The organism is Streptomyces sp. bgisy100 (assembly GCF_057709105.1).
Genome location: NZ_JBYITE010000013.1, coordinates 31,161 through 49,951 on the forward strand (window position 1 = coordinate 31,161; position 18,791 = coordinate 49,951).

At 71.5% G+C, this 18,791-nt stretch carries 14 protein-coding genes; 7 read left to right on the plus strand and 7 right to left on the minus strand.

Going from position 1 to position 18,791, the window contains the following annotated elements; translation table 11 throughout:
- Nucleotides 1-57: 57 nt before the first annotated feature.
- The gene (locus tag AC3EQ1_RS11770; RefSeq protein ID WP_432094279.1) at nucleotides 58-711 is read right to left on the minus strand and encodes a hypothetical protein; all 654 of its coding nucleotides are present in this window, start codon (nucleotides 709-711) and stop codon (nucleotides 58-60) included.
- 363 nt (nucleotides 712-1,074) lie between these two features.
- Here AC3EQ1_RS11770 and AC3EQ1_RS11775 point away from each other — a divergent pair, with 363 nt between their 5' ends.
- A complete protein-coding gene (locus tag AC3EQ1_RS11775; RefSeq protein WP_351512542.1) occupies nucleotides 1,075-1,206 on the plus strand; it encodes a hypothetical protein in 132 nt (43 codons plus the stop codon).
- Nucleotides 1,207-1,610: 404 nt separating this feature from the next.
- Here the strand turns inward: AC3EQ1_RS11775 and AC3EQ1_RS11780 are convergent, their stop codons facing one another.
- Nucleotides 1,611-3,239, minus strand: coding sequence for a purple acid phosphatase family protein (locus AC3EQ1_RS11780; RefSeq protein WP_432094280.1), 1,629 nt, complete (start codon nucleotides 3,237-3,239; stop codon nucleotides 1,611-1,613).
- A 153-nt stretch (nucleotides 3,240-3,392) separates the two neighbouring features.
- Here AC3EQ1_RS11780 and AC3EQ1_RS11785 point away from each other — a divergent pair, with 153 nt between their 5' ends.
- The 3 genes from AC3EQ1_RS11785 (at nucleotide 3,393) to cimA (ending at nucleotide 8,300) form a co-directional block, all read left to right on the plus strand.
- Entirely contained in the window at nucleotides 3,393-4,430 is a 1,038-nt protein-coding gene (locus tag AC3EQ1_RS11785) for a 3-isopropylmalate dehydrogenase (RefSeq protein WP_432094281.1), read from the plus strand.
- A gap of 347 nt (nucleotides 4,431-4,777) precedes the next feature.
- Entirely contained in the window at nucleotides 4,778-5,881 is a 1,104-nt protein-coding gene (locus AC3EQ1_RS11790) for a branched-chain amino acid aminotransferase (RefSeq protein WP_432094282.1), read from the plus strand.
- Between the two features lie 805 nt (nucleotides 5,882-6,686).
- Entirely contained in the window at nucleotides 6,687-8,300 is a 1,614-nt protein-coding gene (cimA, locus tag AC3EQ1_RS11795) for a citramalate synthase (RefSeq protein ID WP_432094283.1), read from the plus strand.
- A gap of 214 nt (nucleotides 8,301-8,514) precedes the next feature.
- Here the strand turns inward: cimA and AC3EQ1_RS11800 are convergent, their stop codons facing one another.
- The gene (locus AC3EQ1_RS11800) at nucleotides 8,515-9,135 is read right to left on the minus strand and encodes a YceI family protein (protein ID WP_432094284.1); all 621 of its coding nucleotides are present in this window, start codon (nucleotides 9,133-9,135) and stop codon (nucleotides 8,515-8,517) included.
- 173 nt (nucleotides 9,136-9,308) lie between these two features.
- Here AC3EQ1_RS11800 and AC3EQ1_RS11805 point away from each other — a divergent pair, with 173 nt between their 5' ends.
- The 3 genes from AC3EQ1_RS11805 to AC3EQ1_RS11815 all read left to right on the plus strand — a co-directional run bounded on the left by AC3EQ1_RS11805 (nucleotide 9,309) and on the right by AC3EQ1_RS11815 (nucleotide 13,810).
- Nucleotides 9,309-11,834: a polysaccharide lyase 8 family protein gene (locus tag AC3EQ1_RS11805; protein ID WP_432094285.1), complete on the plus strand. Its 2,526-nt coding sequence runs from the start codon at nucleotides 9,309-9,311 to the stop codon at nucleotides 11,832-11,834.
- Nucleotides 11,835-12,008: 174 nt separating this feature from the next.
- A complete protein-coding gene (locus tag AC3EQ1_RS11810) occupies nucleotides 12,009-13,592 on the plus strand; it encodes an acyl-CoA carboxylase subunit beta (RefSeq protein WP_432094286.1) in 1,584 nt (527 codons plus the stop codon).
- An 11-nt stretch (nucleotides 13,593-13,603) separates the two neighbouring features.
- Nucleotides 13,604-13,810 carry an acyl-CoA carboxylase epsilon subunit gene (locus AC3EQ1_RS11815; protein ID WP_432094287.1) on the plus strand — a complete coding sequence of 69 codons (207 nt, stop codon included), beginning with the start codon at nucleotides 13,604-13,606 and terminating at the stop codon, nucleotides 13,808-13,810.
- Nucleotides 13,811-13,911: 101 nt separating this feature from the next.
- Here the strand turns inward: AC3EQ1_RS11815 and AC3EQ1_RS11820 are convergent, their stop codons facing one another.
- The 4 genes from AC3EQ1_RS11820 to AC3EQ1_RS11835 all read right to left on the minus strand — a co-directional run bounded on the left by AC3EQ1_RS11820 (nucleotide 13,912) and on the right by AC3EQ1_RS11835 (nucleotide 18,624).
- Complete coding sequence (locus AC3EQ1_RS11820) at nucleotides 13,912-14,490, minus strand: GTP-binding protein (protein ID WP_078650299.1); 579 nt, start codon at nucleotides 14,488-14,490, stop codon at nucleotides 13,912-13,914.
- Nucleotides 14,471-15,016, minus strand: coding sequence for a DUF742 domain-containing protein (locus AC3EQ1_RS11825; RefSeq protein ID WP_388850735.1), 546 nt, complete (start codon nucleotides 15,014-15,016; stop codon nucleotides 14,471-14,473). Before AC3EQ1_RS11825 ends, AC3EQ1_RS11820 begins: the two co-directional genes overlap by 20 nt.
- A gap of 94 nt (nucleotides 15,017-15,110) precedes the next feature.
- Nucleotides 15,111-15,524 (minus strand): roadblock/LC7 domain-containing protein, encoded by a 414-nt coding sequence (locus AC3EQ1_RS11830; RefSeq protein WP_098749732.1) that lies wholly within the window; start codon nucleotides 15,522-15,524, stop codon nucleotides 15,111-15,113.
- Between the two features lie 10 nt (nucleotides 15,525-15,534).
- A complete protein-coding gene (locus tag AC3EQ1_RS11835; RefSeq protein WP_432094288.1) occupies nucleotides 15,535-18,624 on the minus strand; it encodes a sensor histidine kinase in 3,090 nt (1,029 codons plus the stop codon).
- Between the last annotated feature and the right edge of the window lie 167 nt (nucleotides 18,625-18,791).

Below are 18,791 nucleotides of genomic sequence, written 5' to 3' on the forward strand. Positions count from 1 at the left end.
GCTGGGGTCCAGGCTGTTCTCGCGCACAGTGGTGGCTTGGTGCGTAGAGTCCGGCGCCTATGGCTGACAGGCCGCCGCGCCTCGCTGCGAGGTCATCCCGGTTGTCAGCCAGATTCCGTTGTCGCCCTGCCGCAGTCGAGTGTTGTAGAGGACGTAACTTATCTTGGTTACAGGGGTCTTGTAGACCTTGTTCGTCTTGATCGACTTTCGGAACGCTCTGCTCTGATCCTCGCAGTAGGTGAGCGACGCCGTGCCGCTCTTCAGGAGAGTCGCCTTCGCGTCGTAGAAACGGTAGAAGCCTGTGGTGCGCTGTTTGTGATCCGCGTACTGCTTGACGAAGCTCTGCGTCGAGGCCGACATCTTTCCCTCGGAGTAGAAGCGGTAGGCCTTGTGCAGCGGGTCCTGTTCCGCAATGGCCATGTCCGTGGCCTTGATGAACCCTTCCCCGTCGCGCAGCACGGCGTCCTTGTCGGCATCTCCTGTCTCCGGCCAGTCGAAGCGGTACCTCACGTCCTTCGGCAACGAGATCTCTGGTCCGCCTGCCGGCCCCGAGGGCTCCTTCGGCCTTGGGGCCGACGTCTTCGCTCCGTCCGAAGATGCGGTGTTCCTCTCGTGTTCCTCCGCCTTGGTGTCACCTCCCCCGCATGCGGTCAGCAGCAGTGCTCCGGCTGCGGCGAGTGCGGCGGCAGCGGGCGGGAAGCGGCGGTTCACCCTCGACTCCCGGTCGGGTAGGGGCTGAATGAGTGACGTGACGCTATCGGTGGGGTCCGGCTGCCGCTAGTGCTTCCTCTGTCTCCCCGCACTTGGAGGCAGGCCCTCCGTAGCCCGTTCGTGTGATGTTCGCCGTCGGCGTCTCAGATAGTAGGAAGTCCGAGTAACTGTGCAGACAGCGCGAGCCGGCTGTCTTACGTTTGTAGAAGCCGAACGTCTTCGCTCCATCCAGCGACAGGCGGGTGAGCGGTGGTGCCCCCACGCAGGTGACCCCTGCCGCACCGCAGCCCCGCCCTCCGGCGATCCGATCAGATCCGCATGTTCTCGGGGATCTTCTCTTCGCTCTGGTATTGGAGACGCGTCATGACTGAGCCCACCCGTCGGGTCCGCCACGCCGCCCACCGCACCGCCGACACCACCGCCCGGAAGAACGCCGCCGCTGCTCTGCAGCGCGCGCTGGATCGCCGGGACAACGGCGGTTCCACCGGGCACTGACCCGCCCGCCCGCCGCAGGCTGCCTGCGCGGGCCCACCAGCCGGGCCCGCGGCCTGCACCCCGGCTTTCTCTCGACACCGTCATCCGGCAACTCGGCATCGTCATCCGGCAACCCGGTGCTCCGCCCCACGTGATTCCGCATGCGTGAGGTGTGGGCCCGGGTCTCCGGTGTTTCTTCCGCGCGCTGATGGGCCGGAGGCCGCTCTTCCCGCCCGGCGTTCTGCCCAGCCCCGGCGCTCGGTCCCGCCCACCGCTCTGCCCCACCGAGCGGCCGGCTCCTCTGCGACGCCGGCCGTTAGGCCCCGCGACAGCCGGGCGGCCCTCCGTATCCGAGGACCGCCCGGCCGTCCGCCGGTCACGGCCGCCTGCCGGTCACCCCCCGTCCGGCCGGTGACCTCCGTCGCTCAGCTCTGCCCGCTCTGCCCGCGTGCGATCTCGAAGGCGTCGATGCGCTCGCCGCTCTCCGCCAGCGCCGTCACCTTCAGCTTCGGCCGTGCCCCCGGCACCGCCTCGACCGCCAGGAACGAGAAGCCCGTGTAGCGGACGCGTGACCACTCCACGGTGTCCGGGTTCGGGATCCGCGGCTTGGTCCAGTGGAAGGTGACGATGTGGTCGCGGTCCTCCACGTGCCCCTCGTAGCTGTCCGGAACGCCCGGCCCGAAGCTGTAGAGCTCCTTGCCCGCGCCGCCCGCCGTGACGTACACGATGCCGTCGCGGGTCGGATCCGTGGTCGCGCCGATCGGCACCGGCTTGCCGACCTCCCCGTCCTTGATCGCGTCGGTCCGCTCGTAGACGTGGTTGTGCCCGTTGATCACCAGGTCGACCTGGTGCTTCGCGAGCAGGTCGCCCCAGGCGTCCCGCACACCGCCGTCCGAGGCGTGGGTGGCCGTGGAGTACATGCAGTGGTGGAAGAAGACCACGACGAAGTCGATCCCGGGCTGCGCGCGCAGCTGCTTCAGCCGCTTGTCCAGCCAGGCGGTCTGCTTGCCGCCGGTGCAGTCCTGGTTCGCCGGGATCTCGTAGCTGACGTCGTTGGCGTCCAGGGCCACCACGCCGACGTTCCCGTAGGTGAACGCGTAGATGCCCGGCGCCTTCGACGGGTCGGGGCCGTTCTCCGGGAGCGACCAGCGGGCGGCCTGGCCGCCGTAGCCGTCGGGGGAGTACCAGGCCTCCATGTCGTGGTTGCCGGTCGTCACCATCCACGGCACGCTCGCCGCCACCGACTCCGTCTGGGCCAGGAACTGGTCCCAGACCCGGGCGTCGTAGGCGTCCGACTCCTTGCCGTGGCCGGAGGAGTCGGCGTAGCAGATGTCGCCCGCGTGCAGGTGGAACGACGGGTTCTGGCCCAGGATCAGCTGGTCGTTGGCGAGGGCGTCGTAGCTCACGCCCTGGTCGCCGAAGGCGGTGAAGACGAACTTCTCCGGCTCGGCCGGGGCGGTGCGGAAGGTGCCGATGGTGGACAGCCGACTCGCTTCGGTGGGGTCGAAGCCGTCGTGTCCCACGCCGTAGTAGTAGGTGGTGCCGGGGCGCAGGCCGTCCAGCGCCGCGTGCAGGTAGTACTGGTCGACGGCGGGGAGGTCCTTCGACAGCGAGGGGGTGTGCAGATCGCGCACCTCGGCCTCGATCTTCCGGCTCAGCTCCCAGGGCTTCAGCCCCACGCGGAGGTACGGCTGCTTGACGGCGAACGGGACCTGCCAGGAGATCCGCATCTGGGTCTTCGGGTCGGCGCCGAAGGCCAGGTGGCGGCCGAACGGGGCGACCAGGGAGCCGTCGACCTTCGCGGTCGCGGCGGCGGTGATCAGGGTGGGGGTCGCGGCGCCGGCCGTGGTCGTACCGGAACCCGCGAGCAGGCCGACGCCCCCGGCGGCGGCCGCGGTGGCGGCGCTGCCGCGCAGAATGCGGCGGCGCGACAGCTTGCTGCGCAGGTACTCGTGCTGCTCGGGCATGCTCATCCGGTCCTGGAGCTGGTCCGGTATGCCGACCCGGGGGGTGTGGGGGGACGCGGGACGGGCCCCGCGGTGCGATGGGGTCATGCGGAACAACTTGCCAGTAACTTCCAACTCCCCGCCATACAAAGGGTGAACGAATTGCGTCGGCCAAGCGGGAAACGGAATCCGGCCGGGGGCCGCTGTCCGTATGGCGGACATCGCGTGTCGGTCCATGGGACGCGGGAGTAGGGTGCGGACATGTCTCGCAGCATCGATCTCGCAGTGATCCCCGGTGACGGCATCGGCCAGGAAGTCGTGGCCCAGGGCCTCAAGGTCCTCTCCGCGGTGCTTCCGCAGGACACGAAGCTGGAGACCCGGAGTTACGACCTCGGCGCCCGCCGCTGGCACGCCACGGGGGAGACCCTCCCCGACGCGGATCTGGAGTCGCTGAAGCAGCACGACGCGATCCTGCTCGGTGCGATCGGCGACCCGTCCGTGCCCTCCGGCGTGCTGGAGCGCGGGCTTCTGCTGAAACTGCGCTTCGCCTTCGACCACTTCATCAACCTGCGGCCGTCGAAGCTGTTCCCGAACACCGCGACGCCGCTGGAGGGCCGCCCCGACATCGACTTCGTGGTGGTCCGCGAGGGCACCGAGGGCCCGTACGTGGGCAACGGCGGCTCCCTGCGCACCGGCACCCCCGCCGAGGTGGCCACCGAGGTCAGCCTGAACACGGCCTACGGGGTGGAGCGGGTCGTACGGGACGCGTACGAGCGCGCGCAGGCCCGGCCGCGGAAGAAGCTGACGCTGGTCCACAAGAACAACGTGCTGGTGCACGCCGGGCACCTCTGGAAGCGGATCTTCGACACGGTCGGCGCGGAGTACCCCGAGGTCACCACCGACTACCTGCACGTGGACGCGGCGACGATCTTCTTCGTCACCCAGCCCGAGCGGTTCGACGTGATCGTCACCGACAACCTCTTCGGCGACATCCTCACGGACCTCGCCGCCGCCGTCACCGGCGGTATCGGCCTCGCCGCCTCCGGCAACATCAACCCGACCGGGGCCTTCCCGTCGATGTTCGAGCCGGTGCACGGCTCCGCGCCCGACATCGCGGGCCAGGGCAAGGCGGACCCGACCGCCACGGTGCTCTCCGTCGCCCTCCTCCTCCGGCACCTCGGCTACACCGCCGAGGCCGCCCGGATCGAGGAGGCCGTGGCGGCCGACCTCGCCGAGCGGGACGGCGTCCGGACCACCGACGAGATCGGCGACGCGCTCGCCGCCCGGGTATCCGGCTGACCGACGCCCGTACCGCCGGGCCGACGGCCCGGTGAAAACCGAACCGCGCACCGGCCCCCGCCCCCCAACGGCGGGGGCCGACGCGTGGTGTCGCGCCGCAGGCGATCGCGGCATGCCGGTGACATATTTCGCGCCGGAGCGCCCGGCCGCTGGGCAAGGGCGGTGCCGGGTGCGACCATGTTGCGGGCCGCGCCGTCGACCCCGCGCGGGCGCCGGTTTCCGCTCCGCGACGCGTGCCCTGATAATCGGACACGTGGCCGCACCCGGGAAACAGCTCGGACGTCACTCACAGCGCCGGAGGCGAAGCGTGCGGTCCGACACGACCTCTTGGTGAAGGACACGCAGACATGACGACGCCCTCGATCGAGCTCAAGCCCTCCTCGCACCCGCTGTCGGCAGCGGAGCGGGAGGCCGTGCTGGCCAGCCCCGGCTTCGGCCGCCACTTCACCGACCACATGGTCACGATCAAGTGGACGGAGGGCCGTGGCTGGCACGACGCGCAGCTCGTGCCGTACGCGCCGCTGTCGGTCGACCCGGCCAACATGACCCTGCACTACGCCCAGACGATCTTCGAGGGGCTGAAGGCGTACCGGCAGCCCGACGGCGCCGTCGCCACCTTCCGGCCGGAACAGAACGCCCAGCGCTTCCAGGCATCCGCCCGCCGGATGGCCATGCCCGAGCTGCCCGCCGAGCTCTTCATCGCGGCCTGCGACGCCCTGGTGACCCAGGACGCGGCCTGGGTGCCGGGCCAGGGCGAGCAGTCGCTCTACCTGCGGCCCTTCATGTTCGCCACCGAGGTGGGCCTCGGGGTCCGGCCCGCCAACGAGTACCTCTTCATGGTCATCGCCTCGCCCGCCGGCGCGTACTTCCCGCGCGGCGTGCAGCCGGTCTCGGTGTGGCTCTCCGAGGAGTACGTCCGGGCCGCCCCCGGCGGTACCGGCGCCGCGAAGGCGGGCGGCAACTACGCCGCGTCCCTCGTCGCCCAGGCGCAGGCCGCCGAGCAGGGCTGCGACCAGGTGGTCTGGCTGGACGCCATCGAGCGCCGCTGGATCGAGGAGATGGGCGGCATGAACCTGTACTTCGTCTACCGCGGGGCGGACGGCGCGCGGCGCATCGTCACCCCCGAGCTGTCCGGCTCGCTGCTCCCCGGCATCACCCGCGCCTCGCTGCTGCAGATCGCCGAGGACCTCGGCTACGAGGTCGCGGAGAGCCGGATCTCGGTGGAGGACTGGCGCAACGGCAACGCCGACGGGTCCCTGACCGAGGTGTTCGCCTGCGGCACCGCGGCCGTGATCACCCCGGTCGGCTCGGTGAAGTCGGCCCGGGGCGACTGGACCGTGGGCGACGGCGAGCCCGGTGAGGTCACCATGCGGCTGCGCAGGGCGCTGCTGGACATCCAGACCGGCGCGGCCCCCGACACCCACGGCTGGATGCACCCGCTCGGCGGCTGACCCACCGCCCGCAACGGCGGCTGACGTACGGCCTGGAACGGCGGCCGACCCACCGCCCGCAACGGCGACTGACGTACGGGGAACGGCGGCTTACCCACCACCCGCAACGGCGGCCGGCGTGCGGCCTGGAACGCGGCCGACGTACGGCCCGGAACGGCAGGGGACGGCGGCACCGGAGGGATCCGGGGCCGCCGTCCGTCGTTGCTGCCGCCGGCCACCGGTCCACGCGGCGCCGGCCCGCCGTTCCGCCGGGCGAGCCCGGTCCGCCGCCCCGCCGCTCCACGGTGAACGCAACGTACGCAAGTACGCGTGATCGTTGCGGCGGGCACCCGCCGGCGCGCGGTGGACGCCCTGCTCACGGCCACCGCCCGGCACCGCCGCCCGCCGAGCCGTCCCGGCTCCGGGGAGGGGCGCGCCACCGGTCCGTTCCGGCGGCGCGCCCACATGGTGAGACCCTGTCCCGTATCGGGGGCATTCCGTGCCAGACTGCCCCCGTGCTCTCGTTCGTCATGATTATTGGCAGCAGGCGCGCCGGTCCGCAGTGACCGCACCGTGGTGACGACCACCCGGAGCGGACACCGTGTCCTCAGACCCGCGCGCAGACCTCTCGCTACCCGCGAGGGGTTTTTTCGTTTCCCGGCCACCTTCACCGGGGGCGGAGCGCAAGGGAACATTGGGAGGGACTCCTCCAGCCACCGCTGGCGGACCCCACCAAGCGGCTGGGGGAGGTGGAGCCGGTCTTCCCCTGGCCTTCGGCACGGGGACCCCAGGTAGACCGAGATCCCGACACAGGAGTCAGATCAGCATGAAGGACGCAACCGGCCCCGATCGTCCCGGGGACGACTTCCACGTCTTCGACACCACCCTGCGCGACGGCGCGCAGCGCGAGGGCATCAACCTCACCGTCGCGGACAAGCTGACCATCGCCCGGCACCTGGACGACTTCGGCGTGGGCTTCATCGAGGGCGGCTGGCCCGGCGCCAACCCCCGGGACACGGAGTTCTTCGCCCGCGCGCAGGCCGAGATCGACTTCCAGCACGCCCGGCTCGTCGCCTTCGGCTCCACCCGCCGGGCCGGCGTCGCCGCCGCGGACGACCCGCAGGTCAAGGCTCTGCTCGCCTCCGGTGCCCCGGTGATCACCCTGGTCGCCAAGTCCCACGACCGGCATGTGGAGCTGGCGCTGCGGACCACGCTGGACGAGAACCTGGCGATGATCCGGGACACCGTGGAGTACCTCCGCTCCCAGGGCCGTCGGGTCTTCCTCGACTGCGAGCACTTCTTCGACGGCTACCGGGCCAACCCCGGGTACGCCAAGCAGGTCGTGCGCACGGCGTCCGAGGCCGGGGCGGACGTGGTGGTGCTCTGCGACACCAACGGCGGCATGCTGCCCGCCCAGATCCAGGCGGTCGTCGCCACCGTCCTGGCCGACACCGGCGCCCGGCTGGGCATCCACGCCCAGGACGACACCGGCTGCGCCGTCGCCAACACCCTGGCCGCCGTGGACGCGGGCGCCACCCATGTGCAGTGCACCGCCAACGGCTACGGCGAGCGGGTGGGCAACGCCAACCTGTTCCCGGTGGTGGCCGCGCTCCAGCTGAAGTACGGGCGGCAGGTGCTGCCGGAGGGCGCGCTGGCGGAGATGACCCGGATCTCGCATGCCATCGCCGAGGTCGTCAACCTCACCCCCGCCACCCACCAGCCCTACGTCGGTGTCTCCGCCTTCGCCCACAAGGGCGGGCTCCACGCCTCGGCGATCAAGGTCGACCCGGACCTGTACCAGCACATCGACCCCGAACTGGTCGGCAACACCATGCGGATGCTGGTCTCCGACATGGCCGGCCGCGCCTCCATCGAGCTCAAGGGCAAGGAGCTGGGCGTCGACCTCGGCGGCGACCGCGACCTGGTCGGCCGGGTCGTGGCGCGGGTCAAGGAGCGGGAGCTGGCGGGCTACACCTACGAGGCCGCCGACGCCTCGTTCGAACTGCTGCTGCGCGGGGAGCTGGAGGGCCGGGACCGGCGTTACTTCCGCGTGGAGTCCTGGCGGTCCATCGCCGAGACCCGCCCGGACGGCACGCACGCCAACGAGGCCACGGTGAAGCTGTGGGCCAAGGGGGAGCGGATCGTCGCGACCGCGGAGGGCAACGGTCCGGTCAACGCCCTCGACCGGGCGCTGCGCATCGGACTGGAGCGCATCTACCCCCAGCTGGCGCAGCTGGAGCTGGTCGACTACAAGGTCCGCATCCTGGAGGGCAAGCACGGGTCGGAGTCCACCACCCGGGTGCTGGTCTCGACGAGCGACGGCAAGGGGGAGTGGTCGACCGTCGGCGTCGCGGAGAACGTCATCGCCGCGTCCTGGCAGGCGTTGGAGGACGCGTACACCTACGGGCTGCTGCGGGCGGGCGTGGAGCCGCAGGAGTAGCGGGAGCAGCCGGCCCGGGACAGCGGCGTGCCCCGGCGGGACCGAGTGGTCACCGCCGGGGCACGGCTGTGCTCGGGGGAGGCTCCGGCGGGCGGGCCGGAGCCGCTGGGGCCGGTCCTCGGGCCGGAGCCCGGAAGCGGCCTGCGGCTCAAGCCCGGGGTTCAGGCCCGGGGTTCAGTGCCTGCGGGTCGTTCCCGCTGCTCGGCCCCGCTGCTCAGCCCTGCGGCGCCGACCGGATCGCGGAGATGTCGAACGTCAGCTTCACCTTGTCGCTGACCATGACACCGCCGGTCTCCAGCGCGGCGTTCCAGGTCAGGCCCCAGTCCGAGCGGAGGATCTCGGCGCTGCCCTCGAAGCCCACCCGCTCGTTGCCGTAGACGTCGGTGGCGGAGCCGTGGAACTCCAGGTCGATGGCGAGCGGCCGGGTGACGTCCTTGATCGTCAGGTCGCCGGTGATCCGGTAGGAGTCGCCGCCGGTCCGCTCCGCGGCGGTGCTGCGGAAGGTCATCAGCGGGAACTGCTCGGCGTCGAAGAAGTCGCCGCTCCGCAGATGTCCGTCGCGGTCCGCGATCCCGGTGTCCACGCTCGCGATCCGGACGTCCAGGGACGCGCCGGAGCGGGCGGGGTCGCCGCCGTCCAGGCTCAGGGTGCCCTCGTAGTCGCCGAACGAGCCGCGGACGTTGGTGACCATGGCGTGCCGGACCGTGAAGCCGATGGTGCTGTGCGCGGGGTCGACGGTGTAGTCGCCGGTCAGCGCGGCCAGGGCGGGGTCCGCCTCGAGCACGGCGGCTGCGGTGGCGGTACGGGTGTTCTGCTTGCGGTTGAACAGAGCCATGGCTCCTCCTCGAAGCGAGTTTGTTTAACCTTCAACGAGATGGACTGTAGACCCATGTTGTTCAAAGTTCAACCTTCATGCGGGGATCCTTCCGTGCGCCCCCCGGCCGCGCCGCTCCGGAGTGTCATGCGCATTGCCGCCTTATGCCCCGAGTGCTAGGCCTGGTCCGAGACATGGCACTTCGCGACCGGACACCACCGCCCAGGCGGGAGGTGCCGGACGAGGCCCGGACCGGCGAGCGGTGGCCGCACGACCGCGACCGCCCCGCGCCGGGCGCCCCGACGGAAGGACTCGCCGTGCCCCTGCCGCCCGACCGGTCCCGCCGCAGCCTCCTCGCCGCCCTCGGCGCCACCGCGCTCACCTGGGCGGTCGCCGAGCCGGGCCGGGCCGCCGCGGCCCCGCTCCCCGACGGCCTGCCCCTCGACGACCCGTTCGCCGCGCTCCGGCAGCGCTGGCTCACCCTCCTGCTGGGCACCGGCTACGACCCGGCCGCCGAGCCGTACGCCTCCCGGCTGCGGGAGACCGGCGCCCTCGCCCGCACCTTCCGGTCGGGCATGCGGCCGGACGAGCGGTCCCTGTGGCCCGACTGCCCCTTCGATCCGCCCGCCGGCCTCACCCGCAGCTACCAGCGGCTCGCCACCATGGCGCGGGCCTGGGCCCAGCCCGGCACCGGCCTCACCGGGGACGCCGGCCTCGCCGCCGATGTCGTCCGAGGCCTGGACCACCTCGACGCCCGGATCTACCACCCCGCCACCACGCCCTACGGCAACTGGTGGGAGTGGCGGATCGGCAGCCCCCGGCTGCTCCTCGACACCCTGGCGGTGCTGGACGACCGGCTCGACCCGGCCCGGCGCTCGGCGTACCTGGCCGCCGTCGACCACTTCGTCCCGGACTCCGCGCTCGGCGACTACACCGGCACCAGCACCGGCGCCAACCGGGTCGACCTGTGCCGCGTCGTCGCGCTCCGCGGCCTCCTCGGCCGGGCCCCCGCCAAGCTGGCGCTGGCCCGGGACGCCCTCTCGCCCGTCCTCCCGTACGTCACCAGCGGCGACGGCCTCTACGCCGACGGCTCCTTCATCCAGCACAGCTGGGTCGCCTACACCGGAACCTACGGCCATGTCCTGCTGGACGGGATCGGCCGGCTCCTCACCCTGCTCGCCGGGTCGGCCTGGGAGGTCACCGACCCCCGGCGGCAGATCGTCCTCGACAGCGTTGAGCGGGCCTTCGCCCCGTTCCTGCTGGACGGCCTGGTGATGGACAGCGTCAGCGGGCGCGCCATCAGCCGGGGCGTGCTGCTGGCGGACGAGCGCCGCGTCATGCGCAGCGACCACTACCACGGCCACCAGCTCGTCGCCGCGATCACGCTGCTCGCCGGGGCCGCCTCCGACGGAGAGCGGGACCGCTGGCACGCCATGGTCCGCGGCTGGATCGCCCGGGACATCACCAGTCCCGTCCTCACCGACCCGCAGTTCGACGTGGCGGACCTGGCCCGGCTGGCCGCGGTCGCAAAGGCCCCCGGGCCCCTCGCCCCCGAGCCCGTCGGCCACCGGCTCTTCCCCGCGATGGACCGGGCCGTCCACCGGCGCCCCGGCTGGGCCGCCAACCTGTCGATGGCGTCGGCGCGCATCGCCCACTACGAGAACGGCAACGGCGAGAACCCCCGCGGCTGGCACACCGGCTCCGGGATGCTCCTGTGGTGGGCGGAGGGCGGCGGAGGCCAGTACACCGACTGCTTCTGGCCGACCGTCGACTGGTACCGGCTGCCCGGCACCACCGTGTCCGCCAAGCGCCTCGCCGACAACGAGGGCGGCGGCTGGGGCGAGCCCAGGCCCGACGCCCGGTGGGTCGGCGGCGTGAGCGACGGCGAGTTCGCGGCCGTCGGCCAGCATCTGAAGGGCCTGGCGAGCACTCTCGACGCCCGGAAGTCCTGGTTCTGCGCCGACGACGCCGTCATCTGCCTCGGCGCCGGGATCACCGCCCGGGACGGCGCCCGCGTGGAGACCGTGGTGGACAACCGCAACCTGGGGGAGCGGGGTACTGAGGCGCTCATCGTCGACGGCGGGATCCAGCCGTCCGCCCCCGGCTGGCGGCGGACGTTCCGCCGCGCCCACTGGGCCCATCTCGCCGGCCACGGCGGCTATGTCTTCCCCGGCGGCGCCCGGCTCGACGCCCTGCGCGAGGAGCGCACCGGCTCCTGGCACGACATCAACACCGGCAGCTCGCCCGACCCGCTCACCCGCCGCTGGCTCACCCTCTGGCACGACCACGGCACCGACCCCGAGGGCGCCCGCTACGCGTATCTGCTGATGCCCGGCGCGAGTGCGCGGGCCGTCGCCGCCCGCGCCGCCGACCGGCACTGGCTGACCGTCCTCGCCAACACCTCCCGGTGCCAGGGCGTCGCCGTGCCCTCGCTCGGCCTGACCGCGGTCACCTTCTGGACGGGCGGCTCGGCCGGAGCGCTCACCGTCTCCGGGCCGGCCGCGGTCCTGGTACGCCGCCGCGGACCGAACGCCGAGGTCCGGATCGCCGACCCCGCGCGGACCGGGGTCCCGCTTCAGCTGTGCTGGGCGCGGCCGGTCCGCCGGGTCACCGCCCGTGACCCCGGCGTCGAGGTGCTGGCCACCGGGCGGTCCCTGCGGTTGCGGGTGGCGGCCGGTACCGCGGGTCACACGTATGGCTGTACGGTCGCCCTCGGGTGAACGCCGGGGGCACGCGGGCGCACAGTTGTGGGATCCTCACAGCCCGGACCGCCCCCAGTCGTGAATAGTGGGGCGTTCAGGTGGTGGTTCTGTCCAAGGGTTCCAGGAAAACCGGCGGGACACTGTACGAAGTCGACGGCCCGTTTTCGGGGGACCTGTTCGTAGGGTCGATACATGACCCTTCTCGACGAGACGCCCAGTGGGGCGAGCGATACCCGTGGGCGGGTGGCCGAGCTCCGCGCGATCCGTGAGCAGGCCCACCGCGGGCCCAGTGACCGGGCGACCGAGGCCCAGAAGGCCAAGGGCAAGCTGACCGCGCGCGAGCGTATCGACCTCCTCCTCGACGAGGGGTCGTTCCGCGAGGTGGAGCCCCTGCGGCGGCACCGCGCGACCGGCTTCGGGCTGGAGGCGAAGAAGCCCTACACCGACGGTGTCGTCACCGGGTGGGGCACGGTCGAGGGGCGGACGGTCTTCGTCTACGCCCACGACTTCCGGATCTTCGGCGGCGCGCTGGGCGAGGCCCACGCCACCAAGATCCACAAGATCATGGACATGGCCATCTCCGCGGGTGCGCCGCTGGTGTCGCTGAACGACGGCGCCGGCGCCCGCATCCAGGAGGGCGTCTCCGCCCTCGCCGGCTACGGCGGGATCTTCCAGCGCAACACCAGGGCCTCCGGCGTCATCCCGCAGATCTCGGTGATGCTCGGCCCCTGCGCCGGCGGCGCGGCCTACTCCCCGGCCCTCACCGACTTCGTGTTCATGGTCCGGGACACCTCGCAGATGTTCATCACCGGCCCGGACGTCGTCCGCGCGGTGACCGGTGAGGAGATCACCCAGAACGGCCTCGGCGGCGCGGACGTGCACGCCGAGACCTCCGGTGTCTGCCACTTCGCGTACGACGACGAGGAGACCTGCCTCGCCGAGGTCCGCTACCTCCTCACGCTGCTCCCGCAGAACAACCGGGAGAACCCCCCGACGCACACCGCCGAGGACCCGGCCGACCGGCGCGGCGAGGCGCTGCTGGACCTGGTCCCGGCGGACGGCAACCGGCCGTACGACATGCGCAAGGTCATCGAGGAACTCGTCGACGACGGCGACCTCCTGGAGGTCCACGAGCGCTGGGCCACCAACATCATCTGTGCGCTGGCCCGGCTCGACGGACAGGTGGTCGGCATCGTCGCCAACCAGCCGCAGTCGCTGGCCGGCGTGCTGGACATCGAGGCGTCCGAGAAGGCCGCCCGCTTCGTCCAGATGTGCGACGCCTTCAACATCCCGATCGTCACCCTGCTCGACGTCCCCGGCTTCCTGCCCGGCGTCGGCCAGGAGCACGGCGGCATCATCCGGCACGGCGCGAAGCTGCTCTACGCCTACTGCAACGCCACCGTGCCCCGGATCTCCGTCGTCCTGCGCAAGGCCTACGGCGGCGCCTACATCGTCATGGACTCCCAGTCCATCGGCGCCGACCTCACCTACGCCTGGCCGACCAACGAGATCGCCGTGATGGGCGCCGAGGGCGCCGCCAACGTCATCTTCCGCAAGCAGATCGCCGAGGCCGACGACCCCGAGGCCATGCGGGTGCGCATGGTCAAGGAGTACAAGGCCGAGCTGATGCACCCGTACTACGCGGCCGAGCGCGGGCTCGTCGACGACGTCATCGACCCCGCCGACACCCGCCACGTGCTGATCAGCTCGCTGGCCATGCTGCGCACCAAGCACGCCGACCTGCCGTCCCGCAAGCACGGCAACCCCCCGCAGTGACGGAGACCGACATGAGCATCGATCACCACCTCGTCCGCGTCGAGAAGGGGCACGCCGAGCCGGAGGAGCTCGCCGCGCTGACCGCGGTGCTGCTCGCCCGGGCCGCCGCGGGCGCCGACCACCACCTGGCCGGGGCCCGTCCCCGCCGCAGCACCGCCGGCTGGCGCCGGCTGGAGCGCACCCCGGGCTTCCGGGCGCCGCACAGCTGGCAGGGCTGACCCGCCCCGGGCCCCCGCCCGGCGCGGCGGCCCGCACCCACCACGAAGAAGTCCCCGCCCTCCGAGGAGGGCGGGGACTTCTTCGTGTCGTCGTTCCGTGCTTACCGGAGCCGTGCCATGAGGGCGTGCTCGACGAGGGTGATGAGCGCGCTCTTGGCGTCCGCGCGGTGGCGGGCGTCGGTGGTGATGATGGGCGCGTCGGGGCCGATCTGGAGGGCTTCCCGGACCTCTTCGGGGGTGTAGGGCTGGTGTCCGTCGAAGCCGTTGAGGGCGATGACGAAGGGGAGCCCCGAGTTCTCGAAGTAGTCGACGGCGGGGAAGCAGTCGGCGAGGCGGCGGGTGTCGACGAGGACGACGGCGCCGATGGCGCCGCGGACGAGGTCGTCCCACATGAACCAGAAGCGGTCCTGACCGGGGGTACCGAAGAGGTACAGGATCAGGTCCTGGTCCAGGGTGATACGGCCGAAGTCCATCGCCACGGTCGTCGTCGTCTTGTCCGGCGCGTGCGTGAGGTCGTCGATCCCCGCCGACGCGGAGGTCATCACGGCTTCGGTACGCAGCGGGTTGATCTCCGAGACCGCGCCGACGAACGTGGTCTTGCCCACGCCGAAGCCGCCCGCCACCACGATCTTCGCGGAGGTGGTGGAGCGGGCTGCACCGCTAGAGCTTCCGAAGTCCACTGAGCACCCTTTCGAGCAGTGTCACATCTGGCTGGCCGCCGGCGGACTCGTCGCCGCCGGGCTGGTGAATGGCGACGAGTCCGGCCTCGGCCAAGTCGGCGACGAGGATTCGGGCGACGCCGAGGGGAATGGTGAGCAGGGCGGAGATCTCAGCGACCGACTTGATCTCCCGGCAGAGGTGGCAGATGCGCTGGTGCTCGGGCAACTGCCCCTGCAGCTGGGCCGGTCCCGCCGTGGTGTGCACCAGTGCCTCGATGGCGAGCTGGTAGCGCGGGCGGGTCCGGCCCCCGGTCATGGCGTACGGCCGCACCAGCGGATTGGAACTGCCGCCGGCGGGGGACGCCTGCGGCCGCTGGCGCTGCGGCTGCACCGGCTGGATGCGCGGTGCCTGCGGCTGGTCGTACGGCTGCTGCGGGTGCGGGGAGTGGCGGCTGGGCGTGGAGGGGAAGTTGAAGCGGTTGTGGTCCTCACCGTGCGGTGGCTGCTGCCCACCGCCATACGGGTAACCGCTCGGGGGTGTTGCCACGTGTCCTCCTCCAACTGCCGGTCTGCCGATCCCCGCTGAGGGGCCGCGCCACCGCACCCTATGGCGCGGTGGCGCGAAACGCACTGCCTCTTCGTTAGTTGAGAAGGCTGCCCTGGAGTTCCGCGCGCAGATCCGGGGTGAGGACGCTGCCCGCTCGGTCGACCAGGAGGGCCATCTCGTAGCCCACGAGGCCGATGTCGCACTCGGGGTGGGCGAGTACGGCCAGCGAGGAACCGTCCGAGACGGACATGATGAAAAGGAAGCCGCGTTCCATCTCGACGACGGTCTGGTTGACCGATCCGCCCTCGAAGATACGGGAGGCGCCGGCCGTCAGCGAGGTCAGGCCGGAGGCCACGGCCGCAAGCTGATCGGCGCGGTCGCGCGGGAACCCTTCGGACATCGCGAGAAGGAGTCCGTCGGCGGAGACCACCACGGTGTGGGACACACCCGGGGTGTTGTCCACGAAGTTGGTGATCAACCAGTTCAGGTTCTGCGCCGCCTGGCTCATCGGGCTCACACTAACGCTCCTGATCGTAGGTGCTGCCGCCGGGGCCGAAGCCCTGGCCGTTGGTGTCCGTCCCTGCGTTGCGCCCCTGCTGGACACCCCGCCGCAGGTTGCTCAACCTGCCGCGGATGTCCTCCGGGGCGCGGGAGACCTGAGGGCCGCCCTGCGGGGTCTGCTCTGCGGTGCCCTCGACCAGATTGGCCTTGGGCACCCGCCGGGGAAGTCCGGAGGAAGTGACTCCACCGGCCTTCGGCTCCCGGAGCTTCTCGGCGCGCTGCCAGCGGTCGTCGTTGGCCGACCGCCAGTCCGTGCCGTTCTCCTGGGGGACCTGAGGGACCGACTGGGTCCGCTCCGGCTCCTCGGGCTGCTGCCCGCCCCGGTCACGGCGCGGAAGGCCGGCGCCGGTCATGGAGTGGGTGCCGCTCGGGGAGGGTCCCGGCCGTTCGAAGCCTACGCGGTCCGGCGCCCCGGCGGCACTGCCGCGAGATTCCGATTCCGCTCCGTAATCCGGCTGGTAACGGCTCTCGTACGAAGCGGACCCGTCCCACTCGTTCTGCTGCGTCTGGCCTTCGTACTGCGAGTACGCGGCGCCGCCGGTGGCCTCGGGCTCGCTGTAGGCCGCCTCCTGGTAGCCGGGCTCCGAGTAGCCGTGCTGCTCGTAGCCGGATTCCGGATAAGCCGCCTGCGGGAACTCCGCGGTGTTGTGGCCCTGCTGCTGCCCGTAGCCGTTCCGCTCGGGGTACGAGGGCTGCTCGTGGTAACCGGTCTGCTCGTTCTCGTCGCGGAACAGCGGACGGTCGTCGGTCCGGTTCTCCAGCTGCGCCTTGCGCTCCTCGCGCGCCAGCGAGCGGCCCATCGGGTCCAGTTCACGGATGTCGTCCGGCACGTCGCCGTAGCGGGACTCGTCGAAGCCGAGCTCCGCCGCGGTGCGCATCGGAGCGGGGCCCTGGTCGTAGGACTGCTCCTGCTCCGGCACGATCCGGGAGACCGTGAAGTCGCTCTCGGGCTGCTGGTCGCCGCCACCGCCGTGGGTGATGGCGTCCGGGAGCATGACCAGCGAGGTGGTCCCGGCCTGCTCGCCCGAGGGGCGGAGCTGGACGCGGATGCCGTGCCGGTCGGCCAGCCGGCCGACCACGAACAGGCCCATGCGCTGGGAGATCGCGGCGTCCACGGTCGGCGGGTTGGCCAGCTTGTGGTTGATGTCCGCGAAGTCCTCGGCGGTCAGGCCGATGCCCTTGTCGTGGATCTCGATCATGACGCGGCCGTCGGGCAGCCGGGTCGCGGTGACCTTGACCTTCGTCTGCGGCGAGGAGAACGACGTGGCGTTCTCCAGCAGCTCGGACAGCAGGTGCACGAGGTCGGTGACGGCGGTGCCGTGGATCTCGCTCTCCGGGACCCCGGTGAGCTGGATGCGCTCGTAGTTCTCCACCTCGGACGCGGCGGCCCGCAGGACGTCCACCAGGGGCACCGGCTGGTTCCAGCGGTGGCCCGGCTCCTCGCCCGCGAGGATGAGGAGGTTCTCGCCGTTCCGGCGCATACGGGTCGCCAGGTGGTCCAGCTTGAAGAGGTTCTCCAGCTGGTCCGGGTCGGCCTCGTTGTTCTCCAGGTCGGTGATCAGGGTGAGCTGCCGCTCGATGAGGCCCTGGTTCCGGCTGGAGAGGTTGGTGAAGATCGCGTTGACGTTGCCCCGCAGCAGGGCCTGCTCGGCGGCGAGCCGGACGGCCTCGCGGTGCACCTGGTCGAAGGCCCGGGCGACCTCGCCGATCTCGTCCTGGCTGGTGATCGGGATGGGATGGACACGGGTGTCCACCCGGCCCGGGTCGGTCCGGGAGAGCTGGTCGACCAGCATCGGCAGGCGCTGCTCGGCGACGTCGAAGGCCGCGGTGCGCAGCTGGCGCATGCTGTTGCTCATCGAGCGGGCCATCATCCCGGCGATGATGAACGCGGCGAGGAGGGCGATCACCACGATGGCGCCGTTGACGATCGCGTCCTGCTGGGCGTCCTCGGAGATCTGCGCGGCCTCGTCCACGGCCCTGTCGACGAGGTCCTTCTCGATCGAGCGGTAGGCGTCGAACTTGCCGGTCGCGGTGGCGAACCAGGTCTTCGGGGTGATGCCCTTCTGCTTCAGCGCCTCCGGGCCGCTGAACTGGCCGATGGAGGTGACCATGTCCTTCATCGGCGGCGGGGTCACGAACGGCACACCCGCGGCGTCCGCCTGCTGCTTGGCGGCGGCGACCTGCTGGCGGCCCTTGGCCTGGGCGGCCTTGAGGGAGTCCTTCAGCCGCTCCTGGTCCTCGGCCGTGCCACCGGAGACGTACTCGCCGAGGGCGATGTTCTCCAGGTACGCGTAGGAGGTGAAGGCGGTGACCTGGGCGCTGCGGCTCTGGGCGCTCGGGCCCGACTTGACCAGCAGGTGCATGCCGATGGAGCGCTGCAGCGACTCGGCGGCCTTGGCCAGCGAGATCGCGTAGACCGTACGGCCGTAGCTGGTGATGTTGCCGGTGCCGAGGCCGAGCTCGTTGGCGAACTCCATCAGCGGGTGCTGGACCTGGACGTAGCCCTCTTCGGTCTTCACACCGGGCAGCGCGGAGGTGTAGGCACCCTGACGGAGCTGCCCCAGCTTGCCCTCGCTCTCCTGGAAGATCTTCAGCCGGCGCTGCAGGCCCGGCTTGTCGGGCATGTCCTCGACCCGCGCGTCGAACTCTTCCTTCGCGGCGTCGGTGCGCGCCCGCGCGTCGGTGACCACCTTGCTGTTGCGGTCCCCGTTGAGCAGCGGGACGGCGGTCCGGTCGCGCTCGTCGATGAGCGCCTGACCGTAGGCGGCGGCGGCCCGCACCAGCAGGGCGGTGCGCTCCGCGTCCTGGGCCTCGCGCCAGGTCTGAATGGAGTTGTTGACCTGGAGCCCGCCGAAGACGAGTCCGACGAGCACCGGGATCAGCAGAATCGCATTCAGCCGGGTGGGCACGCGCCAGTTCCGCGGCGACAGCCGGCCGCCGCTCGCGGGAGCGGGTTCGGGCGTATCGGCGGGCGACGCCGCTGCCCGCGGCGGCGGGGTGAAGTTGCCTCGCGTTTGCTGCGCGGGGCCAGGCTTGCTTCGCCTCACTCGACCAACAACCTCTCGGCGTCGGCACCTACGGTGTGCCGTTTATCTTCTGGGCCGTAACTACTCGGCAGTTCATGAATTGCAGCACGTCAGGGGCGTGCTCACCAAACACCGGGCGACGGTCGTTCCGGGGGCGGTAAGCCCGAGATAAATGGGGCATTAAGCGC

Coding starts and splice junctions, on each gene's coding strand:
- AC3EQ1_RS11775 (WP_351512542.1), top strand. CDS start 1,075: ATGACTGAGCCCACCCGTCGGGTCCGCCACGCCGCCCACCGCACCGCC.
- AC3EQ1_RS11780 (WP_432094280.1), bottom strand. CDS start 3,239: ATGACCCCATCGCACCGCGGGGCCCGTCCCGCGTCCCCCCACACCCCC.
- AC3EQ1_RS11785 (WP_432094281.1), top strand. CDS start 3,393: ATGTCTCGCAGCATCGATCTCGCAGTGATCCCCGGTGACGGCATCGGC.
- AC3EQ1_RS11790 (WP_432094282.1), top strand. CDS start 4,778: ATGACGACGCCCTCGATCGAGCTCAAGCCCTCCTCGCACCCGCTGTCG.
- cimA (WP_432094283.1), top strand. CDS start 6,687: ATGAAGGACGCAACCGGCCCCGATCGTCCCGGGGACGACTTCCACGTC.
- AC3EQ1_RS11800 (WP_432094284.1), bottom strand. CDS start 9,135: ATGGCTCTGTTCAACCGCAAGCAGAACACCCGTACCGCCACCGCAGCC.
- AC3EQ1_RS11805 (WP_432094285.1), top strand. CDS start 9,309: ATGGCACTTCGCGACCGGACACCACCGCCCAGGCGGGAGGTGCCGGAC.
- AC3EQ1_RS11810 (WP_432094286.1), top strand. CDS start 12,009: ATGACCCTTCTCGACGAGACGCCCAGTGGGGCGAGCGATACCCGTGGG.
- AC3EQ1_RS11815 (WP_432094287.1), top strand. CDS start 13,604: ATGAGCATCGATCACCACCTCGTCCGCGTCGAGAAGGGGCACGCCGAG.
- AC3EQ1_RS11830 (WP_098749732.1), bottom strand. CDS start 15,524: ATGAGCCAGGCGGCGCAGAACCTGAACTGGTTGATCACCAACTTCGTG.